We start from the raw sequence: 17,412 nt of genomic DNA on the forward strand, positions 1-17,412 counted from the left end.
AGTCCTCAAGACGGTCCGGAAACAGCGTCACCTGATCCCGGTCTACCCCTTCAATGAAACCTGACATAAATGCACTCCTGTATCGCAGGAAGCATACCATATCTGGAGGTTTTCACACAGCCTCGGCTCTTTGCTACATGCTGATCACCGCTGTTCATCCGATCCTCTGGAACCCTGCATTTTGTCTGTGTCGGCGGGGTCGCCTCCTCAAGCCCCCCTCTTTTTCCCCCCGCCCCCCTCCTACCCCTCTTAGTTTGGCTCGATTTGCTGGAACTTTGCTTCGATCACCGTGGGCGGGCTGTCTCCACCGAGATTGATGCTGATCGACACGCCGCCTGTCGGCGTCGACGGGCTGTCGCCCTGCGCGCGGTGGTCCTGCTTCTTTGTGAACCCTGCTCTATCCAGCAGGTCAGCCGCTGCAAGCTGCCGCACATTCTCGCTTTTCGCCTTCTGCGCGAGCTCTATCATCGTGTGCAAAGCGATCCGTGCAGCGGGTAATAAGTGCTGTCTGAGGCAGGCTTCCACCCCAGCCCGTCCCTTTGCCGATTGCAGAAACCCTCGCACGCTTGAGCCGCTTGCGTATCCGGCTTGGACTGCGATCAGGTCGAAAGACATGTGCTGTTCGGTTGCGTGCAGATATGCGGCGATTGACTGCGCTTGCGAGAGTTCTGTGCCATCGTGCAGGGTGATCTGATCGACTGTGACGGCTTCGCGCTGTTCATCTGTGATGATTGCGGGCTGTCTGCTGGTTTTTCTGGTCATATGACGGGCTGTCCTTTAGTGAGCAATGCGGGCCATGGAGGCGTACCTCTGTTGCCGCGTCGGTGCTGTGATGCTCATTTCGGGCAAGCCTCCGAAAGCTGCGCTTCTCAAGCTTGTGGGGCCGCAGGCCCCCCCCAACCCCCAAGGCGTGAGCTAGATTTCGCGAACCTGTCAATTCGGTTTTTTCGCCACAATGACGATTATTCGTCCCATGTGCCTTCGGGCCGGGGCAGCTTTGCGGCCTGATCGGCATTGGCGGGGCGGCAGAGCTGGCCGAAGTCGGCCTTGGTCATGTCGGCTGCGGATGTGACCACATCTTCCAGCACGGCTTGCACCAGGGCTATGCCTTTCAGAGCTTCGGCGCTGTGAGCCATGGCCTCGCGGGCGACGTTGATGGACCGTGCAATGTCCTCGGCTTCTTCGCGTGTCATGTGGGCTTCCTTCTTTGGCTAGAGGCAAGACAATGAACGCTTTTCACCGCCTTGCGCAAGCATTCCGCCATGGCTGCGTGCCCGCGTCCAGTAGGGCGCGGTCCCTTGCGCGATCTTCCGCCATCACACCCGGCCCTGCGTTACGGGCTGCGCTGGCCTGCGCCCTGGCGGGCTTGTCTGCATCTTGCCCTGCACTTCGGACCTCACCCGCTCGGTCGCTATGCCGCTCCCTCGCTAGGACGCTTGCGCCTGCGGCGGCGCGTGTCATGCATTCCCCAGCCGGGCTTGTGACCACTCCGATCCTGCTGTGCGCTGGCGCGCGCAGGATGCGTCGGGGCCACGCCCTGCCGTTGGACACACACACACATGAACCCCCGTGGGCAGGATAACCTCCGGTATGGCCCCCGAATAAGCCCGCCTCAAGGACTGCGGCCCATCATCGAAAAGCCCTGCGTGCTTTTAGACAATGGGCCTTGCGGGCTGTGCCCGCGCCTGCGGCGTCCTTGACCCGGGCTCATTCGGTGTCCGTGTCAACGGCATCCGCCACAGGTGCATGTGCGCGGATTTCACCCTCACCGCAGAAAGGACAGACCATGCAGATGCGTGACGCCTACGCTTACGAATCGTCCCAATGCCTGGCCCCGTTGCCATTGAACGGCTGCTGCACCACGAACTCGGCAGGGACACGCCCGTCGATCTGGCCGTTGTCGCACGGGCTGCGGCAGGGAAAACACCTGCGGAAATCGTCGGGGCGATCCGCAAAGCAAAAGCTGCGGCGCGGACGGGCACCCTGCCGCTCGGCACCGACCAGATCACCGCCATCCTGAAGGGAAAGGTCGTCAACCTCGGGCCGTTGGCGTGGAGGATTGCGGTGCATGAGGCAGGCCATGCCCTCTATGCCCACATCGCGGGGATGGGTGAGGTCATGTCCATGAAGATCCAGGGCGGAGGGGGAGAAATCCTGCTCGATCGTCATGCCAATGAGGGGAAGGTGTCGGACTATGAGAACCAGATTGCATACACGTTGGCCGGTCGCGCCGCAGAAATCCTGACCCTCGGCACTCCATCCGCAGGCGCGGGCGGCCCGGCGAACTCCGATCTTGCCATCGCAACGAGGCTCGCCCTGCAGATCGAACGCTCGACAGGGCTCGGTCGCAACGGTCTAGTGTGGGAGCCTGATGACTACGGCGGGCTGATCGGTCAAGCAGAGCGCCAGAGCGTCTCTGCACGTCTGGAGGCGCAGGCGGAACGCGCGAACACCCTGCTTGAGCCACATCTGCAGATATTGGAGAATCTCGCCCGGGCGCTTCTTGATTGCGGGCATTTGTCACGGAAAGATATCGAATACCTGCTTTCAGGTCCGGATTGCGCTATCCGGCAAGCCTCGGTCGCAGCATAGCAATGCAGCTTGCGCAAGATGTGTTGCCGATCCACTTTTCGGTTGGCAACACATATGATTTTGGTATCTTTCAGGCCGACGCTGTCCGATCAAAAATCGGCGAGAGTACTCCACCGGTACTCCACCAGAAAAAAAACCTACCCAACCCCTTGAAAAACAAGTGATTATTCAGACCGCCGTCCAATCCATCATCGGGGCGACGGACAGCTTGTGAGCGTTGTCTTTATTGGTTTTCTCTGCTGTTCTGCTCACTTCGCCGCACCCCGTCTCGATTCCATTTCCGGAGAGCTTTCAATGGTTTGCGCTTTTTCCGATTTTCGAGTTGCTACAATGTAGCAAAATATCGGGGGCTTGTTCGCAGACCATGGGCACGATCACCGGACGCCGCAGGAAGCACGGCAGCACGTCCTATACCGCACAACTGCGGATCATGCGAGACGGCAGCGCGGCATCCGTTGCCCCAACCTTCAAGCGGCGCGCGCGGTGGTGATGGGCGGGACGCTGGGCGATGACATCACCACATACATCTGCGAGAGCGAGAGGAAGATTGGCAGCACCAAGGCGCAGGTGCTGAACACAGTGCCCGGCCATGATATCAGCCGAGGCTACACACGAAGCAACAGAATAGGGATCATGTTCAGGCGCCTGAAGAACTGGCGCATGGTCGCAACCCGCGACGCCGATGGCCGAAGGTCTTCGATTCCGCCGTCGCTTTGGCTGCCACAGTCATGTTCTGGCTATGAACCGGGAACGGGCCCTTACCCTGGGCGCGCGAAGTCTTGCGGGATGAGCGCGTATTGAGACAATGCACCATGTGGTCCACCCGCCCCGATTGAGCAGCTTTCGGCACAGGAGTGACGCGGGGGTGAGTCTTAGTCCTGCAAAGACACTGGCCGAAGCACAGCTCTCACAATAATGGAATAAAAATCAATGCAGTGCGCGCCATTCTGAAGGCGACACTTGAAGGGGCTACAGCATGACACGACAAGACCGCGTCTTACGCCTCGTCCTTCCGGCTACCCGATTGGCCAAGGCCAGGCGATTCATCGCGACCTTCGCCAAGCTGACGCGCCCCACACGCCACGTCGCGGGGCGCGCGTATGCGCCCCGCCTCTTGTGACACCGGCTTCCGGCGTGCGGCCGGTCTGGTAGCCGCGCCGTTCCTCAGGCTGCCGGTGCAATGGCGCAAGCCGCCAGCCCTGCTACCAATCCACATCGTCCATGCCGCCGCCCTCATCAAAGCCGGGCTCGTCTTCCGGTGCCGCCTCTTCGGCAGCTGCCGGGCCTGCCAACATCCCGCCAAGCACATTGGCCAGCATCATGCCGCCCGCAACCCCCATCGCGGTCTGCGCAGCGCCGGCCAGAAACCCGCCCGGGGCACCCTGCCGCATCGGCTGGGCCGCGGGTGTGGCCTGCCGGGGCGCGGCACCGGCACCGAACAGGCCCGACAGGAACCCACCGCCCTGTGGCGCTTGGCGCGCCCCGGCAAGCTCTGCCTCCAGTTCTTCGATGCGCGTCTGCGCCACGTTCAGCGCATGTTCCTGCACCACCACCGTCTGCGCCATGTAATAGGGCGCGCCCGGCTGCCGGGCGATGGCGGCATTGATGTAGTTCTCCGCCTCGGCATCGCGTGCGGGCATCTGCCGCTCGACATTGGCGAGCTTGTCGAAAAGGTTGCGGATCGCCTGCTGGTCGTTGGTATCCATGTCTGGCTCCTTGGTCTGACACAGATCCACAGATAGGATCGGCCAGCCCCTTGCGAAAGGGCCGGGCACAATGCGGTGGTGGCGAAGGTCCATGGCCTGACCCGCGCCGGATCAGCCACGAAACGCCCGCAACAGCGACAGCGCGACATCCCACAGATCGAAGGTGCGGGGCAGCAAATGTTCCTGCGCGGCAAAGGGTGTGGCGCGGGTGCCGTCCATTTCCGCATCCAGTGTGGCGAACAGGCGTTCCAGCCTGCGGCGATGGATGCCAAGCCGCACCTGCACCGGATCGGCCAGCACGCCGGCAAAGGCGGCGACCACCGACCCCACGAGCATCAGCACGGCAACGGTGGCGGCAACAAGCCCCGGCGACGGCCCGACGGGAAATACCCCATACCATACCCCGCCCAGACCCCGCCCCAGCGGGAAATCCGCAACGGCATTGCCATGTGACACCGCCTCTGCAACGCCGGGGGCCATCGACATCATGCCCGGGGTCAGCGCCTGGAACACGATGGCCCCGATGGCGAGTGTGACGAGGCCCGTGGTGAACTCGGCGATCGAGGATCGCGTGGCGGTGTAATCGCCCACCGCGCCAATGATCCGCTCCGCCGTAGCCTCGGCCGCGGCAACAGTGCCCCGGCTGCGCATCATCTCGCGGAACCGTGGCGCTGCCAGGATGGCCCGCGCCATCGACGCGCGGTCGGGGATCGCGCGGCCGGGGGCAAGCGAGACATCCAGCAGATCGGTCAGTATGGCAGCCTCGACCCGCGCCGACACGGCCGTCCGCAGCAACAGCCGCAACGCCAGCAACCTCTCGGCCACGCGCGGCATGCGCAGCTTTCGGCACATCCACGCCACGCTCCGCACCAGCACAAGCACGGGCGACAGCATAACATTGACCGGGGCCCGCAGAATATCCCAGCCGAAGGCGGCGCCATGCAGATGCAGCGTTCCCGGCCAGGTGAAATGACGCCGCGCGAAGGCATCCACCCGCGCGCGCCGCGCAGCCCGGTCCGGTTGATCCGCGGGCCGTTGTGACTGACGCGCACGGTGTCTGGCGGGTTCCGCTGTCAGGAGCCGCACTCCGATCCTGTTGATTTGCTTTCGCAAACGATGGTTTTCATGGCAGTATGATCATGTTCCGATCGCATCAGCCTGCGCAAAGGGCTTTGCCCGGGGGCCGACACAATCCCCTTTCCGGCAATGTAGGGTGCACCGGCGCGCCTGAAAACCCGTCCACCCCCGCAAGGGCACCCGATCAGCACAACTTTCAGCAGTCGGTCCGGCGGGCGCATGCCGGCAAATCGTCAGCAGGTGCGACAAAGCCCTGCCTGCCGGACGTTTCGCCCCTCTGCACCGCAAAGACGCAAAGGGAAACGGGTGGCCGCCGGCCACCCGCCCCGTGTTCAGTCGTAGCGTTTGATCTCGCTGTAGGCACCGCTGACGCGCAACGTCACGGTGACGGGGGGCGTCGCCACGGTTGCGCCAGAACCAGCCATGGTTGCCGGTGAAGGCGGCCGTCAACTCGCCCGCGTCGGCGGGAACGGCGCGGCCCTTTTCATAGCTGATGCTGTTGCCTGATCCGTCGCCGTGGGTGTCCTTCATCTTGTAGAGAAAGAAGATCACACCCAGCAGGAACAGGATGTGGTCGTATCCGGTCACCATGTGCTTGGCCCCCAGATAGATGAACGGGATGGGCAGGAAGCCGGAAACCTCCTGCACGTAACCGGCGTCGCCTTCGGTCACGTTATGGGCCAGTGCTGCACCCGCCAGCAGCAGGGAAGGCAGCAGCGTGGCAAGAACTATCCAGATACGCGCTGGCATCCGGTCGGATCGGGCATGATATGTGGTCCTGTCAGGAAAGTCTCTGTTCTGGCCGCGCGCCCGGGGGCGAGGGCCGGTTCAGGCCGTCAGGTCTGCGGCTCGCGGCGGGCGTCGCGGCCCGTCGCGGATCACACCCGCCATCTGTGACAGCTTGGCCGGCTCGACAGGCGCCACGATTTCAACGCGCGTCGCATCGCGGCTTTCCAGAATGGCGGGCGAGGCGTGATCATGAACGGAGGCATCGTGATGTGTGTGGTCGGCGGCCGACCAGTGCCCGCCACGCTCGGCATGGAAGGCCGCGTGTTCGGCCTCGGCCACAAGGGTGGCGGGGCCATGCGTGACCGCATCCGTCACCGGCGCGATAGCCAGTGACAGCAGCAGCATAAGTGCGGCCAGCGCCTGCATGATCCTGCCGAAACCCGGCATCTGCCCCTTTCAGGCGCGGCACGCCGCGCCGCCAACTTGATTTATCCCCCTAGGGGGGTTACGCCTTGTCTATGTCAGAACCCCATACCCATGCAAGCCACCCCGCCATCGCCGCCCGGCTGAAACGCGCCGAGGGGCATCTGCGCCGGGTCATCGCGATGATCGAGGAAGGGCGCCCCTGCGTGGACCTCGCGACTCAGTTGCACGCCGTCGAACGCGCGGTGGCCGAGGCGAAGCGGGCGCTGATCCACGATCACATCGACCATTGCGTGGCCGCCGGTGGCGCGCAGGATCTGGCCGAAATCAAATCCCTGACGAAGTTGCTGTAAATGCTGGGCACCCTGCGCAACACGACCTTCCGCCACCTGTTCGCCGCGCAGATCGTGGCGCTTCTGGGCACGGGCCTTGCCACTGTGGCGCTGGGGCTGCTGGCCTGGCAGCTTGCGGGTGACAATGCGGGCGCGGTGCTGGGCACGGCACTGGCGATCAAGATGGTGGCCTATGTGACACTGGCCCCGGTGGCCGCAGCCATTGCCGAACGCCTGCCGCGCCGGGCCTTTCTGGTGGCGCTGGACCTGATCCGTGCAGGTGTCATCGCCTGTCTGCCGTTTGCCGATCAGGTCTGGCAGATCTACGTACTGATCTTCTTTCTGCAAGCCGCTTCGGCGGGGTTCACCCCGGCGTTTCAGGCGGTGATCCCGGATGTGCTGCCGGACGAGGACGATTACACCAACGCCCTGTCGCTGCTGCGGCTGGCCGAGGATCTGGAACAGCTGGCCTCGCCCATGCTCGCGGCGCTGCTGCTGACGGTGGTCAGCTTTCCGGTGCTGTTTGCGGGGACGGTGCTGGGCTTTGCCGCATCCGCCCTGCTGGTCCTGACCACGCGCCTGCCGGACAGGGCTCGGGGTGAACCGGGGCGGTTCTGGGCCGACGTGACCAAAGGCATCCGCATCTATGCCCGCACGCCGCGTCTGCGCGGGCTGATGGTTATGGAGGCTGCCGTCGCCGCTGCAGGGGCGATGGTCTATGTCAACACCGTGGTTCTGGTGCAGGCCCGGCTGGGTCTGGGCGAGGAATCGGTGGCGCTGGCCTTTGCGGGTTTCGGGGCAGGCTCGATTCTGGCGGCGTTTCTGCTGCCCCGCATCCTGGCGCGGCTGACCGACCGCCCGGTGATGATCGGGGGCGCAGGCCTGATGGTGGCGGGCGTGGCGCTGGTGCCGCTGGTGGGAAGCCTTGTGGGTCTGGTGGCGCTCTGGGCGCTGATCGGCTTCGGGTTTTCGCTGACGCAGGCCCCCATCGGCCGCATCATCAACCGTTCCGCCCGCAAGACCGACCGGGGCGCCGTCTTTGCCGCGCAATTCGCGCTGAGCCATGCCTGCTGGCTTGTGACCTATCCGCTGGCCGGATGGATCGGGGCTGGGGCGGGGCTGACTGCCGCCGCGCTGGTGCTGGCCGCCATTGGCGCTGCGGGGCTGGTGGCCGTGCTGCGCCTTTGGCCCACACGGGATGCCGCTGAACTGCCACATGACCACGCCGATCTGCCACCGGACCACCCGCATCTGGCAGACCATGGCCCACGCCATGCCCATGCCTTTGTCATCGACGACCTGCATAGCCGCTGGCCGCGCGCCGCCTGAGCCGCAGAGCCGGCCCTCAGACATGTCGGCGTCGCGCAGGCCATTGTGCTGCGCGTAAGGAATCGCAGGGCAGCGGCCAAGCCCACCCCACGGGCCAACCGTTCGCACGCCACCTGATCGCGCGCAGGCATCTGGCTTTCCCCCGGAAAAGCCACGGCGGAAGCGCCATCTTTGGCTGGCCCCCCGTGGGGTGGCTGCGCGCCCCCCTTGCCACGCATCGCAGATTCTGACACCACCCGTCGGGGACAGGGCGGCTGCACAACCCAAGCGCGAACAGCGCGCAGCGCGCGGCCCCCCGAAGCTGTGATCGTGGCAAATCACCTTAAAAAAGCCACAATCTGCCCCAATTTCCGCCTGTTCCTTGCAGCAACTGTGCTAACGAACGGTTCAAACACGGCGGCATCATGATGAACACAGCTGGCGATTACTCTGCCCTCTTCGAAGCCTTCCGCGATGCGCGGACGGCCTATGTCCGTCTGTCGGAAAAGGGGCATGGCCGGTCTGACCGTGATCTGGCACGCGACCCCGACTACATCCAGCTGTATCGCTCGGGCGTGCAGATTGCGGTGATCGGCGGACAGGCCGCCATTGCGGGGGCCATCGACTCGCTGTGTGAAACGGATGCAGCGCCGCGCGAGGCGACACGGGCGGAATTGCAGCGCTTCTGGTCCGGCATGGGCACCTGGCAGCAGACGGCGGGCCAGCGGCTGATGTGACCCGGGCGGGCAAGCGCCCGCCGATGTTTCACAAATCGAGCGGATCGCGCTTGCCATTTTCCGGCGGTGGCGCACCTATGGGGCCGCGCCGCAACCTGCCGGAGACTTCCATGACCCGCATTACCCTTGCAACGCTGGCGCTTGGCCTTGCCGCCACGGCTGCCAGCGCCCAGACCGCGATCGACCGCACCCGCCCCGATGCACCCGCGCTGGCCGCGTTCGGCCCTTACGGCGTGGGCGTGCGCGAGATGGTGTTCACCCGCCCCGACCAGATCAATGTGGCCCATGCCACCGCTGACGATCTGCCGCGCTATGACCGGCGGCTGACGGTGGAAATCTGGTATCCTGCGGCCGAGGGGGCCGAGCCGGGCATCGCCTACCGCACCCTGCTGCGCGACGGTGTGACGCCGGTGGCGCTGGTGGGCCGGGCCACGCGCGATGCCGCCCCCAGCGATTCCGGCCCGTTCCCGCTGGTGGTTCTGTCGCATGGCTATCCGGGAAACCGCTTTCTTCTCAGCCATCTGGGCGAGAATCTTGCGTCAAAGGGCTATGTGGTGGCGTCCATCGACCACCCCGACAGCACCTATGACGACCAGACGGCTTTTGGCTCCACCCTCTACAACCGCCCGCGCGACCAGACATTCGTGGTGGAACAGATGGCGGGCCTTGCCGATGCCCTGCCCGACATGGCGGGCGTGGTGGATGCCGGCAATACCGCCGTCATCGGCTATTCGATGGGCGGCTATGGCGCGCTGATCCTTGGCGGCGCAGGCGTGACCGAGGCCGCCGTGGCGCTGGATTATGCCCCGCCGCAGCGCCTGCTGGCCGAGCATCTGGCGGGCAGCGCCAGCCACGCCGCCCTGCCCGACCCGCGCATCAAGGCGATCATCGCCATCGGCCCCTGGGGCCGCAACACCGGCTTTTGGGATGCGGGCGGGCTGGCGGGCGTGCAAACGCCGCTGATGCTGATTGCGGGCAGCGTGGATGACGTGTCGCAGTATCCGGCGATACGCCAGATATTCGCGGAAACCACCGGCACAACGCGGCACCTTCTGACCTTCACCAACGCCAACCACAATGCCGCCGCCCCGATCCCCGCGCCGCTGGAAGGGTGGAAAGTGTCGGAAACCCTGGGCTGGGCCCCGTTCGACCAATACGCCGATCCGGTCTGGGATACGCTGCGCATGAACAACATCGCCCAGCATTTCGCCACGGCCTTTCTTGACCTGCATCTGAAGGGCATGGCGGACCGGGCAGATTACCTGAACCTCGTGCCCGACGCGGCCGAGGGGGTCTGGTCCATGGCCGAGGATGGCACGCAACAGGCCGACCACAGCTATTGGCGGGGCTTCCAGAACCGCACGGCGGTGGGGCTTTTGTTCGAGACGCTGCCTGCCGAGTAGAATGCGCCACTGTCACCTGGCTATTCTTGCTGGCACAAGTATCCCACGGGGGTCTGGGGGTGTGAAACCCCCAGCCGCCAGCCGCCAGCTCCCGGCTAGCTGAACAGCTCCTGCCCGATGGCCCAGACGAACCGCGCCGAGACCAGCAGCAGGAAGATGCCAAAGCCCAGCTCCAGCCGCCGGCGCGACAGGTTATGCGCCAGCCGCACCCCAAGCCCGGCGGTCAGCAGCGTGGTGGGCACGAACAGCGCCACGCCCAGCAAGGACACGAAACCGATGCTGCCGGGCGGAATGTCGCCGCGCCCCAGCCCGGCGAACACATAGCCGATGGCCCCGGGCACCGAGATCAGCACACCGATGCCCGCCGATGTGGCCACCGCGTTCAGCATGCTGCGCCCGTGCAGCGTCATGATGATATTGGCGATCTGCCCGCCGCCGATGCCCATCAGCGACGACAGAAGCCCGATCACCGCGCCATAGGCCCGCAGCGCCCAGCCGCCGGGCAGTTCGGTGCCGATGTTCCACTTCACCGTGCCCGAGATCAGCTTGACCGCGTTTACCCCCGCCACCACCACAAAGATGCCCTGCATCAGCAATGTGGGCGCGAAACGCGCGATGCCCGCCCCCACCAGCACGCCCAGCACGATCGGCACCGCCCAGGCGCGCAACAGCGCGTCATCCACCGCCCCCCTGGCCCGGTGCGCCCGGTAGGACCGGATGGATGTGGGGATGATGATGGCCAACGAGGTGCCCACCGCCAGCGGCATGCGCACCTCTTCGGCATAGCCCATGAAGCCGAAGGTTTCATACAGCACCGGCACCATCAGCGCGCCGCCACCCACGCCGAACACGCCCGCCAGCACGCCGGTCAGCGCGCCCGCGACCAGCAACAGCCCGGCCAGCAGCAAAAGTTCGGGGGTCAGTTCCATCATGCTCTCCCTTGGTGCAACCGGCCCGCCTTGTTCGCCCGCCTGCCTGCCAAGAGCAAGGGCTTTCGCCTTGCGCGCTTTACGCCCGGCCCGCCCTCGTCTAATCAGGGGGCACCAGCAAGCAAAGGCGGCTTCATGCGCATTCTGATCACCAATGACGATGGCATCAACGCCCCGGGGCTGGAGGTGCTGACCGCCATCGCCACCGATCTGGCTGGGCCGGAGGGCGAGGTCTGGACCGTGGCCCCCGCGTTCGAGCAATCGGGCGTGGGCCATTGCATCAGCTACACCCATCCGATGATGATCGCCAAACTGGCCCCGCGCCGCTTTGCCGCCGAGGGCAGCCCGGCCGATTGCGTGCTGGCGGCACTCTATGACGTGTTGCAGGGCGCGAAGCCCGATCTGGTGCTGTCGGGCGTGAACCGGGGCAACAACGCCGCCGAAAACGTGCTTTATTCCGGCACCATCGGCGGCGCGATGGAGGCGGCCTTGCAGGGCCTGCCCGCCATTGCCCTGTCGCAGTTCATGGGCCCCGACACCGCCGAACTGGATGACCCGTTCGAGGCCGCCCGCGTGCACGGCGGGGCCGTGATCCGCGCGCTGCTGGACAAGGGCCTGTGGGACACCGAGGATTACCGCTTGTTCTACAACGTGAATTTCCCGCCCGTCGCGGCGGCGCAGGTCGCGGGCACCCGGGTGGCCCCGCAGGGTTTCCGCCGCGACACCGCCTTTTCGGTGGAACCGCACATGTCGCCTTCGGGCCGCAAATTCCTGTGGATCAAGGGCGGCCCGCAACAGTCGCCCACCCTGCCCGGCACCGATGCGGCGGTGAACCTGCAAGGCTTCATCTCGGTCACGCCGATGCGCGCCGATCTGACGGCGCATGACCGGCTGGCCGAACTGCAAGCGGCGCTGGGATGACGGCAGGCGCATCGGGCGACAGTATCGCGGAACGCAAGATGCGCTTTCTTTATGCGCTGCGCTCGCGTGGCGTCACCGATGCCCGGGTGCTGACGGCAATGGAAAAGATCGACCGCGGGGCCTTTGTGAAAGGCCTGTTCGCCGACCGCGCCTATGAAGACATGCCCCTGCCCATCGCCTGTGGCCAGACCATCAGCCAACCCTCGGTCGTGGGGCTTATGACGCAGGCGCTGGCCGTCACCCCGCGCGACAAGGTGCTGGAGGTGGGCACGGGATCAGGCTATCAGGCGGCGATCCTCAGCCAGCTTGCCCGCCGCGTCTATACGGTGGACCGTCACCGCCGTCTGGTGCGCGAGGCGAACGAGGTGTTTCAGCGCCTTGCCCTGCCCAATATCACGGCGTTTTCCGCCGATGGCAGCCGCGGCCTGCCCGATCAGGCCCCGTTTGACCGCATACTTGTGACCGCCGCCGCCGAAGACCCGCCGGGCCCCCTCTTGGCGCAGTTGCGGATCGGCGGTATCATGGTGTTGCCGGTGGGCCAGAACGATGCGGTGCAGAACCTGATCAAGGTGACACGGATCGAGGACAAGGTGACACCGGCGCAGGGTGACAAGCCCGAAAAGCGCGAGCCGCGCTATGATTACGAGGAACTTCGCCCGGTGCGTTTCGTGCCGCTGGTCGAAGGCATGGCCGCCGACTGACCGGCCGATGATGACAGAACCGGGGCCAACCCGGACAAGACAATGAGGCCGAGCCATGACCAATGCCCCCCTGCGCCTGCGCGCCGTCACGCTGACTTCGGTGCTTGTGCTGCTGTCGGCCTGCGGCGGTGGCCCGATCACCGACTGGGATCTGCGCCGCTCTGGCAGCCTGAACACATCCGAGGCGGCACGGCAGGCCACGGCGGACCGCCCGCAGGCCGACCAGCGCGGCGTGCTGTCCTATCCCGGCTATCAGGTGGCGGTGGCGCAGCGCGGCGATACGGTGGCCACGCTGGCGCAGCGCGTGGGGCTGAATGTCGATGAGGTGGCCCGCTTCAACGCGCTGATACCGACGGATACCCTGCGCCCTGGCGAGGTTCTGGCCCTGCCCAGCCGCGTGGCGGCGGCCCCCGCGGCGGCCAGCCCGGCACCTGCGCCGGCGGCCGGCGGGCTGGATGTGGGGGCCATCGCAACTACCGCGCTGGACCGCGTGCCCGCCAGCGCCGCCCCGGCCCCGGCAACCCCCGGCGTGGCCGAACCCGTGCGGCACCGCGTGGCGCGGGGCGAAACCGCCTATTCCATCGCCCGCACCTACAATGTCTCGGCCAAGGCGCTGGCCGACTGGAACGGGCTGGCAGGCGATCTGGCGCTGCGTGAGGGCCAGTATCTGATCATCCCGGTGGCCTTGCCCGGCCAGCCCGCACCCGCAGCCCCGGTAGCGCCGCCAGGCAGCGGCTCACCCACGCCCGAGCCGCCCTCGGCCGCCCGCCCCCTGCCGGATGAACAGCCCGAGATCGCCGCCGCCCCGGTGAAGAACACCCCGGCCTCGCCCGATCTGGGGGCCAGCCGCACGGCGGCCTCGGCGGCGAAAATGGCCTTTCCGGTGCAGGGCTCGATCATCCGCGGCTATGCGCCGAAAAAGAACGAAGGCATCGACATTGCCGCCGCAGCGGGCACCCCGGTGCAGGCCGCCGCCGATGGCACGGTGGCGGCAATTACCGTGGATACCGATCAGGTGCCCATCGTGGTCATCCGCCACGCTGACAACATCCTGACCGTCTATGCCAATATCGACGGCATCACGGTGGCCAAGGGGGCACCGGTGAAACGCGGCCAGACCATCGCCGTGGTGCGCAACGCCAACCCGGCTTTCGTGCATTTCGAGGTGCGCAAGGGCTTTGACAGCACCGATCCGATGCCGTTCCTGCAATAATTGCACTGGCGATTTTTCTGCGAAAAATCAGGCAACTGCGGCAGGTTTCTGACGCGCCACATGAAGATTTGCCGGATTTTTCGCAGAAAAATCGCCGCCTAAATCCGCACGCCCTGCCGCGCCGCCAGATCGGTGAAGAATTGCCAGGCCACCCGGCCTGACCGCGCGCCGCGTGTGGCCTGCCACTCGATCGCCTCGGCGCGCAGCACATCCTCGGCCACAGCTACACCATAGGCCTCGCAATAACCCGCGATCATTGCCAGATAGTCATCCTGCGAACAGGGGTGAAAGCCCAGCCACAACCCGAAACGGTCGGACAGCGATACCTTTTCCTCTACCGCCTCGGACGGTGAAATTGCGGTGGAGCGTTCGTTCTCGATCATGTCGCGCGGCATCAGGTGGCGGCGGTTCGACGTGGCATAAAGCACCACATTCGCGGGCCGCCCCTCGATGCCGCCATCAAGAACGGCCTTCAAAGCCTTGTAATGCTGGTCATCATGGCTGAAGCTGAGATCGTCGCAGAACAGCAAAAACCGCGCATCCGACCCGCGCAGCAGGTTCAACAGCCGCCCCACCGAGGGCAGATCCTCGCGGCTGAGCTCCACTATCTTCAGATCATGGCCCTCTGCGCGAACAGCGGCATGCACAGCCTTGACAAGGCTTGATTTTCCCATGCCCCGCGCGCCCCAGAGCAGCGCGTTGTTGGCCGGCAGGCCCGCCGCGAAATGCCGGGTGTTTTCCAGCAGCGTATCGCGAGAGCGGTTCACCCCGATCAGCAAGCCGATATCCACCCGCGACACCTGCGCCACAGGTTCCAGCCGGTCAGGGCCGGTGTGCCAGACAAACGCCTCGGCGGTGAAATCGGGCGGCGGCGGCGCGGCCGGGCTCATCCGCTCCAGCGCCGCCGCGATGCGGTGCAATGCGTCGCTCATGCCTTTGCGTCTTCCTCGTCGTCTTCGTCCTCGTCCACCCATAGGCCCTGGGCCCGCAGTTCCGCCTCGCGCTTTTTCTCGATGCGCGAGATCAGCAGGATCGACACTTCATACAGCGGGTAGACCGCCGCAAACAGGATAAGCTGCGACATGACATCGGGCGGCGTGACCACGGCGGCCACCAGCAAGATCAGCACGACGGCGTATTTGCGCATGCCTTTCAGCCCGCGCGACGACACAAGCCCCGCCTTGCCCATCAGGGTCAGCAGAACCGGCAACTGGAAACACAGGCCGAAGGCGATGATCAGCTTCAGCGAAATATCCAGCGTTTCGTTGACCTTGCCCTGAAAGACGATTGCAATCCCCTCGCTGTCGGCGGGTGGTGCCAAAGTATCAGCCGGCACCTCGCCAAGGTTCGGCAGCAAGGCGGCCACGATCGAGGACGCATCGGCAAAGCCCAGGAAAAAGGTCATCGCCATCGGGGTCACGATGTAATGCGAAAACCCGGCCCCGGCCAGAAACAGCGCGGGCGACGCCAAGAGGAACGGCAGGAACGCCGCCTTTTCGTTGCGGTAAAGCCCCGGCGCGATAAAGCGCCACATCTGATAGCCGATCACCGGAAAGGAAATCGCCAGCCCCGCCACCACGGAAATCCGCACCAGGGTAAAGAAATATTCCTGCGGTGCGGTGTATTGCATCACAGGGTTCGGGTCGCCCAGCCCGCGCATCGCCTGCTCGATCGGCACCAGCAGGAAATTCAGGATCGGTTCGGCCACCACGAAACACAGGATCATGCCCACCAGAAAGGCAGAAACCGCCCAGAGGATGCGGGTGCGCAGTTCGGCCAGATGCTCGATCAGCGGGGCAGAGCTGTTGTCGATTTCATCGGTGCTCATGCGTCATCCTTTTTCGCAGCCTTGCGCGTGGCCTTTTTCGGGGCCTCGGCTGCGGGCGATTTGGCGGCTTTGGCTGCCTTGGTGGCTGTGGTCTTGGCGGGCGCAGATTTGGCGGGTTTTGCCGCAACGTCACTGGCAGCCTTTGCCTTTGCGCCGCCGGGCTTGGCTGCGGCAGGCGGCGGGGCGGCAGGCGGCGGGGCGGCAGGCGGCGGAGAGGCGGCGGGCGGCGGGGCGACATGTTCCGGCGGCACCGGTGCCAGTATCACCGGGTCGGCGGGCACAGCCGCGGGTTCTGCAAGCGGGGCGGCATCAGCAACCGCGGCAGGGGCGGCCTGCGCCACCGGTGCCGGGTCAGCGGCCGCCTTCTTGGCCGCCTGCGCATCGGCCAAGGCCTGCGTCGCCGGGCCTTTCGGCAGCGTGGGGCGCGATTTCAGCGGATCCCAGCTTTCGAATTTGGTCGCGGCATCCTTCACCGCATCCAGCCCCATGCCTTTGGCCGAGGTGGCGGCCTTCAGATCCTTGGCCACATCCTTCACACCGGCCTGGTCGGCCGCATTGTCCATGGCGCGCGAAAATTCGCGGGCCATGCCACGCGCCTTGGCCGTGAACCGGCCCAGCGTGCGGAACATTTCCGGCAGATCCTTGGGGCCGATGACGATCAGCGCCACCACCCCGATCACCAGAAGCTCGGACATTCCGATATCAAGCATGTGCGGGGCACTCCGTCGGCGTCAGCCCTGTCACACCTTGTCTTTTTCGGTGCCCGGCATTGCGGTTCCGGGCGTCACATCGCGCGTGGCGACATCCTGTTCGATCGTGGTGGTTTCTTCCTTCACGCCTTTCTTGAAGGCGGTAATGCCCTTGCCGACCTCGCCCATCAGCGAGGAGATCTTGCCGCGCCCGAACAGCACCAGCACGACGACAGCGATAAGCAGAAGGCCCGGCAGGCCGATATTGTTGAGCATGATAGTCTCCCTCGGCGGGGCGGCGGGTCGCCGCGTTATGGTTCATGCCTCACTTAAGGCCTACGCGCCGGGCGTTCAAAGGCAGAATCGCCTTGGCCCGCGCGCAACTGACAGTATTTTGTCAGTAAGTCCGGCTTGACCCTGCCACCGCCGCCCCGCAGGCTGTGGCCATGAAACGCGATGACCGGCTGTTCGACCTGATCCAGATGATGCGCGACGGGCGGCTGCACACGGCTGCCGAACTGGCGCGCGCGCTGGGGGTATCAACCCGCACGATCTGGCGCGACATGGCGGTGATGGCGGCCACCGGCCTGCCGGTGACGGGCGAACGCGGGCTGGGCTACATCCTGCGCTCGCCCATCGTGCTGCCGCCGATGATGATGACGCATGACGAGCTGGAGGCGCTGGCCGAGGGCTTGCGCCACGTGGGCGAGGATGAGGCCAACCCCCGCGCACGCGCCGCAAAAAGCCTGCTGGTGAAGGTGACAACCCTGCTGCCGCAAGCGGGAATAGAGGGCGAAGGCTGACCCAGAGCATGTCCGATGCTG

20 protein-coding genes and 1 pseudogene are annotated in these 17,412 nt (G+C 65.5%); 10 read left to right on the plus strand and 11 right to left on the minus strand.

The annotated features are described in order from the left end of the window. Nucleotides 1-249 precede the first annotated feature (249 nt). Entirely contained in the window at nt 250-762 is a 513-nt protein-coding gene (locus tag GEU84_RS03395) for a hypothetical protein (protein WP_152824494.1), read from the minus strand. A gap of 200 nt (nt 763-962) precedes the next feature. Then, nucleotides 963-1,193 carry a hypothetical protein gene (locus GEU84_RS03400; RefSeq protein ID WP_152824493.1) on the minus strand — a complete coding sequence of 77 codons (231 nt, stop codon included), beginning with the start codon at nt 1,191-1,193 and terminating at the stop codon, nt 963-965. A 631-nt stretch (nt 1,194-1,824) separates the two neighbouring features. On the opposite strand from GEU84_RS03400, the gene GEU84_RS03405 reads away from it, so the two are divergent. Together GEU84_RS03405 and GEU84_RS03410 are read left to right on the plus strand one after the other, a co-directional pair. Then, entirely contained in the window at nt 1,825-2,592 is a 768-nt protein-coding gene (locus GEU84_RS03405; protein WP_152824492.1) for an ATP-dependent metallopeptidase FtsH/Yme1/Tma family protein, read from the plus strand. 600 nt (nt 2,593-3,192) lie between these two features. Next, nucleotides 3,193-3,335: pseudogene (locus GEU84_RS03410) on the plus strand (IS5/IS1182 family transposase); the annotation flags it as partial. Nucleotides 3,336-3,794: 459 nt separating this feature from the next. On the opposite strand, the gene GEU84_RS03415 reads toward GEU84_RS03410, so the two are convergent. From GEU84_RS03415 to GEU84_RS03435, 4 genes are all read right to left on the minus strand, one after another. Continuing rightward, complete coding sequence (locus GEU84_RS03415) at nt 3,795-4,298, minus strand: DUF2076 domain-containing protein (RefSeq protein ID WP_152824491.1); 504 nt, start codon at nt 4,296-4,298, stop codon at nt 3,795-3,797. 111 nt (nt 4,299-4,409) lie between these two features. Next, a complete protein-coding gene (locus tag GEU84_RS03420; protein WP_338144750.1) occupies nt 4,410-5,384 on the minus strand; it encodes a DUF6635 family protein in 975 nt (324 codons plus the stop codon). A 51-nt stretch (nt 5,385-5,435) separates the two neighbouring features. Then, the gene (locus tag GEU84_RS21015) at nt 5,436-6,125 is read right to left on the minus strand and encodes a HupE/UreJ family protein (protein WP_241427577.1); all 690 of its coding nucleotides are present in this window, start codon (nt 6,123-6,125) and stop codon (nt 5,436-5,438) included. Between the two features lie 78 nt (nt 6,126-6,203). Further along, on the minus strand, nt 6,204-6,551 hold the full coding sequence (locus tag GEU84_RS03435; protein ID WP_152824489.1) for a hypothetical protein: 348 nt from the start codon (nt 6,549-6,551) through the stop codon (nt 6,204-6,206). 71 nt (nt 6,552-6,622) lie between these two features. On the opposite strand from GEU84_RS03435, the gene GEU84_RS03440 reads away from it, so the two are divergent. The 4 genes from GEU84_RS03440 (at nt 6,623) to GEU84_RS03455 (ending at nt 10,307) form a co-directional block, all read left to right on the plus strand. Further along, nucleotides 6,623-6,880, plus strand: coding sequence for a metal-sensing transcriptional repressor (locus tag GEU84_RS03440; RefSeq protein ID WP_152824488.1), 258 nt, complete (start codon nt 6,623-6,625; stop codon nt 6,878-6,880). Further along, nucleotides 6,881-8,188, plus strand: a complete 1,308-nt coding sequence (locus GEU84_RS03445; protein WP_152824487.1) for an MFS transporter — start codon at nt 6,881-6,883, stop codon at nt 8,186-8,188. Nucleotides 8,189-8,592: 404 nt separating this feature from the next. After that, the gene (locus GEU84_RS03450; RefSeq protein ID WP_152824486.1) at nt 8,593-8,904 is read left to right on the plus strand and encodes a hypothetical protein; all 312 of its coding nucleotides are present in this window, start codon (nt 8,593-8,595) and stop codon (nt 8,902-8,904) included. Nucleotides 8,905-9,014: 110 nt separating this feature from the next. After that, nucleotides 9,015-10,307 (plus strand): alpha/beta hydrolase family protein, encoded by a 1,293-nt coding sequence (locus GEU84_RS03455; RefSeq protein ID WP_152824485.1) that lies wholly within the window; start codon nt 9,015-9,017, stop codon nt 10,305-10,307. Between the two features lie 95 nt (nt 10,308-10,402). On the opposite strand, the gene GEU84_RS03460 is transcribed toward GEU84_RS03455, so the two are convergent. Then, complete coding sequence (locus tag GEU84_RS03460) at nt 10,403-11,239, minus strand: sulfite exporter TauE/SafE family protein (protein WP_152824484.1); 837 nt, start codon at nt 11,237-11,239, stop codon at nt 10,403-10,405. Nucleotides 11,240-11,371: 132 nt separating this feature from the next. On the opposite strand from GEU84_RS03460, the gene surE reads away from it, so the two are divergent. From surE to GEU84_RS03475, 3 genes are read left to right on the plus strand one after another with little or no spacing between them, the layout of a single operon-like run. After that, on the plus strand, nt 11,372-12,157 hold the full coding sequence (gene surE, locus GEU84_RS03465; protein ID WP_152824483.1) for a 5'/3'-nucleotidase SurE: 786 nt from the start codon (nt 11,372-11,374) through the stop codon (nt 12,155-12,157). Continuing rightward, nucleotides 12,154-12,858, plus strand: a complete 705-nt coding sequence (locus GEU84_RS03470) for a protein-L-isoaspartate(D-aspartate) O-methyltransferase (protein WP_152824482.1) — start codon at nt 12,154-12,156, stop codon at nt 12,856-12,858. The genes surE and GEU84_RS03470 overlap by 4 nt, the downstream gene beginning before the upstream one ends. 55 nt (nt 12,859-12,913) lie before the next feature. Further along, nucleotides 12,914-14,071, plus strand: a complete 1,158-nt coding sequence (locus tag GEU84_RS03475) for a peptidoglycan DD-metalloendopeptidase family protein (RefSeq protein WP_152824481.1) — start codon at nt 12,914-12,916, stop codon at nt 14,069-14,071. A gap of 98 nt (nt 14,072-14,169) precedes the next feature. On the opposite strand, the gene GEU84_RS03480 is transcribed toward GEU84_RS03475, so the two are convergent. Genes GEU84_RS03480 through tatA form a run of 4 tightly spaced genes read right to left on the minus strand, consistent with a single transcriptional unit; the run spans nt 14,170 to nt 16,864 of the window. After that, nucleotides 14,170-15,003 (minus strand): ATP-binding protein, encoded by an 834-nt coding sequence (locus GEU84_RS03480; RefSeq protein ID WP_152824480.1) that lies wholly within the window; start codon nt 15,001-15,003, stop codon nt 14,170-14,172. Then, on the minus strand, nt 15,000-15,899 hold the full coding sequence (tatC, locus tag GEU84_RS03485) for a twin-arginine translocase subunit TatC (protein WP_152824479.1): 900 nt from the start codon (nt 15,897-15,899) through the stop codon (nt 15,000-15,002). The genes GEU84_RS03480 and tatC overlap by 4 nt, the downstream gene beginning before the upstream one ends. Continuing rightward, complete coding sequence (gene tatB / locus GEU84_RS03490) at nt 15,896-16,609, minus strand: Sec-independent protein translocase protein TatB (RefSeq protein WP_152824478.1); 714 nt, start codon at nt 16,607-16,609, stop codon at nt 15,896-15,898. Before tatB ends, tatC begins: the two co-directional genes overlap by 4 nt. A gap of 30 nt (nt 16,610-16,639) precedes the next feature. Continuing rightward, a complete protein-coding gene (tatA, locus tag GEU84_RS03495; protein ID WP_152824477.1) occupies nt 16,640-16,864 on the minus strand; it encodes a twin-arginine translocase TatA/TatE family subunit in 225 nt (74 codons plus the stop codon). 170 nt (nt 16,865-17,034) lie between these two features. Between tatA and GEU84_RS03500 the strand changes: the two genes are divergently transcribed. Continuing rightward, nucleotides 17,035-17,391 (plus strand): helix-turn-helix transcriptional regulator, encoded by a 357-nt coding sequence (locus tag GEU84_RS03500; RefSeq protein ID WP_152824476.1) that lies wholly within the window; start codon nt 17,035-17,037, stop codon nt 17,389-17,391. Nucleotides 17,392-17,412 lie beyond the last annotated feature (21 nt).

Origin of the sequence: Fertoeibacter niger, from assembly GCF_009380135.2 — a bacterium.
GTDB lineage: Bacteria > Pseudomonadota > Alphaproteobacteria > Rhodobacterales > Rhodobacteraceae > Fertoeibacter > Fertoeibacter niger.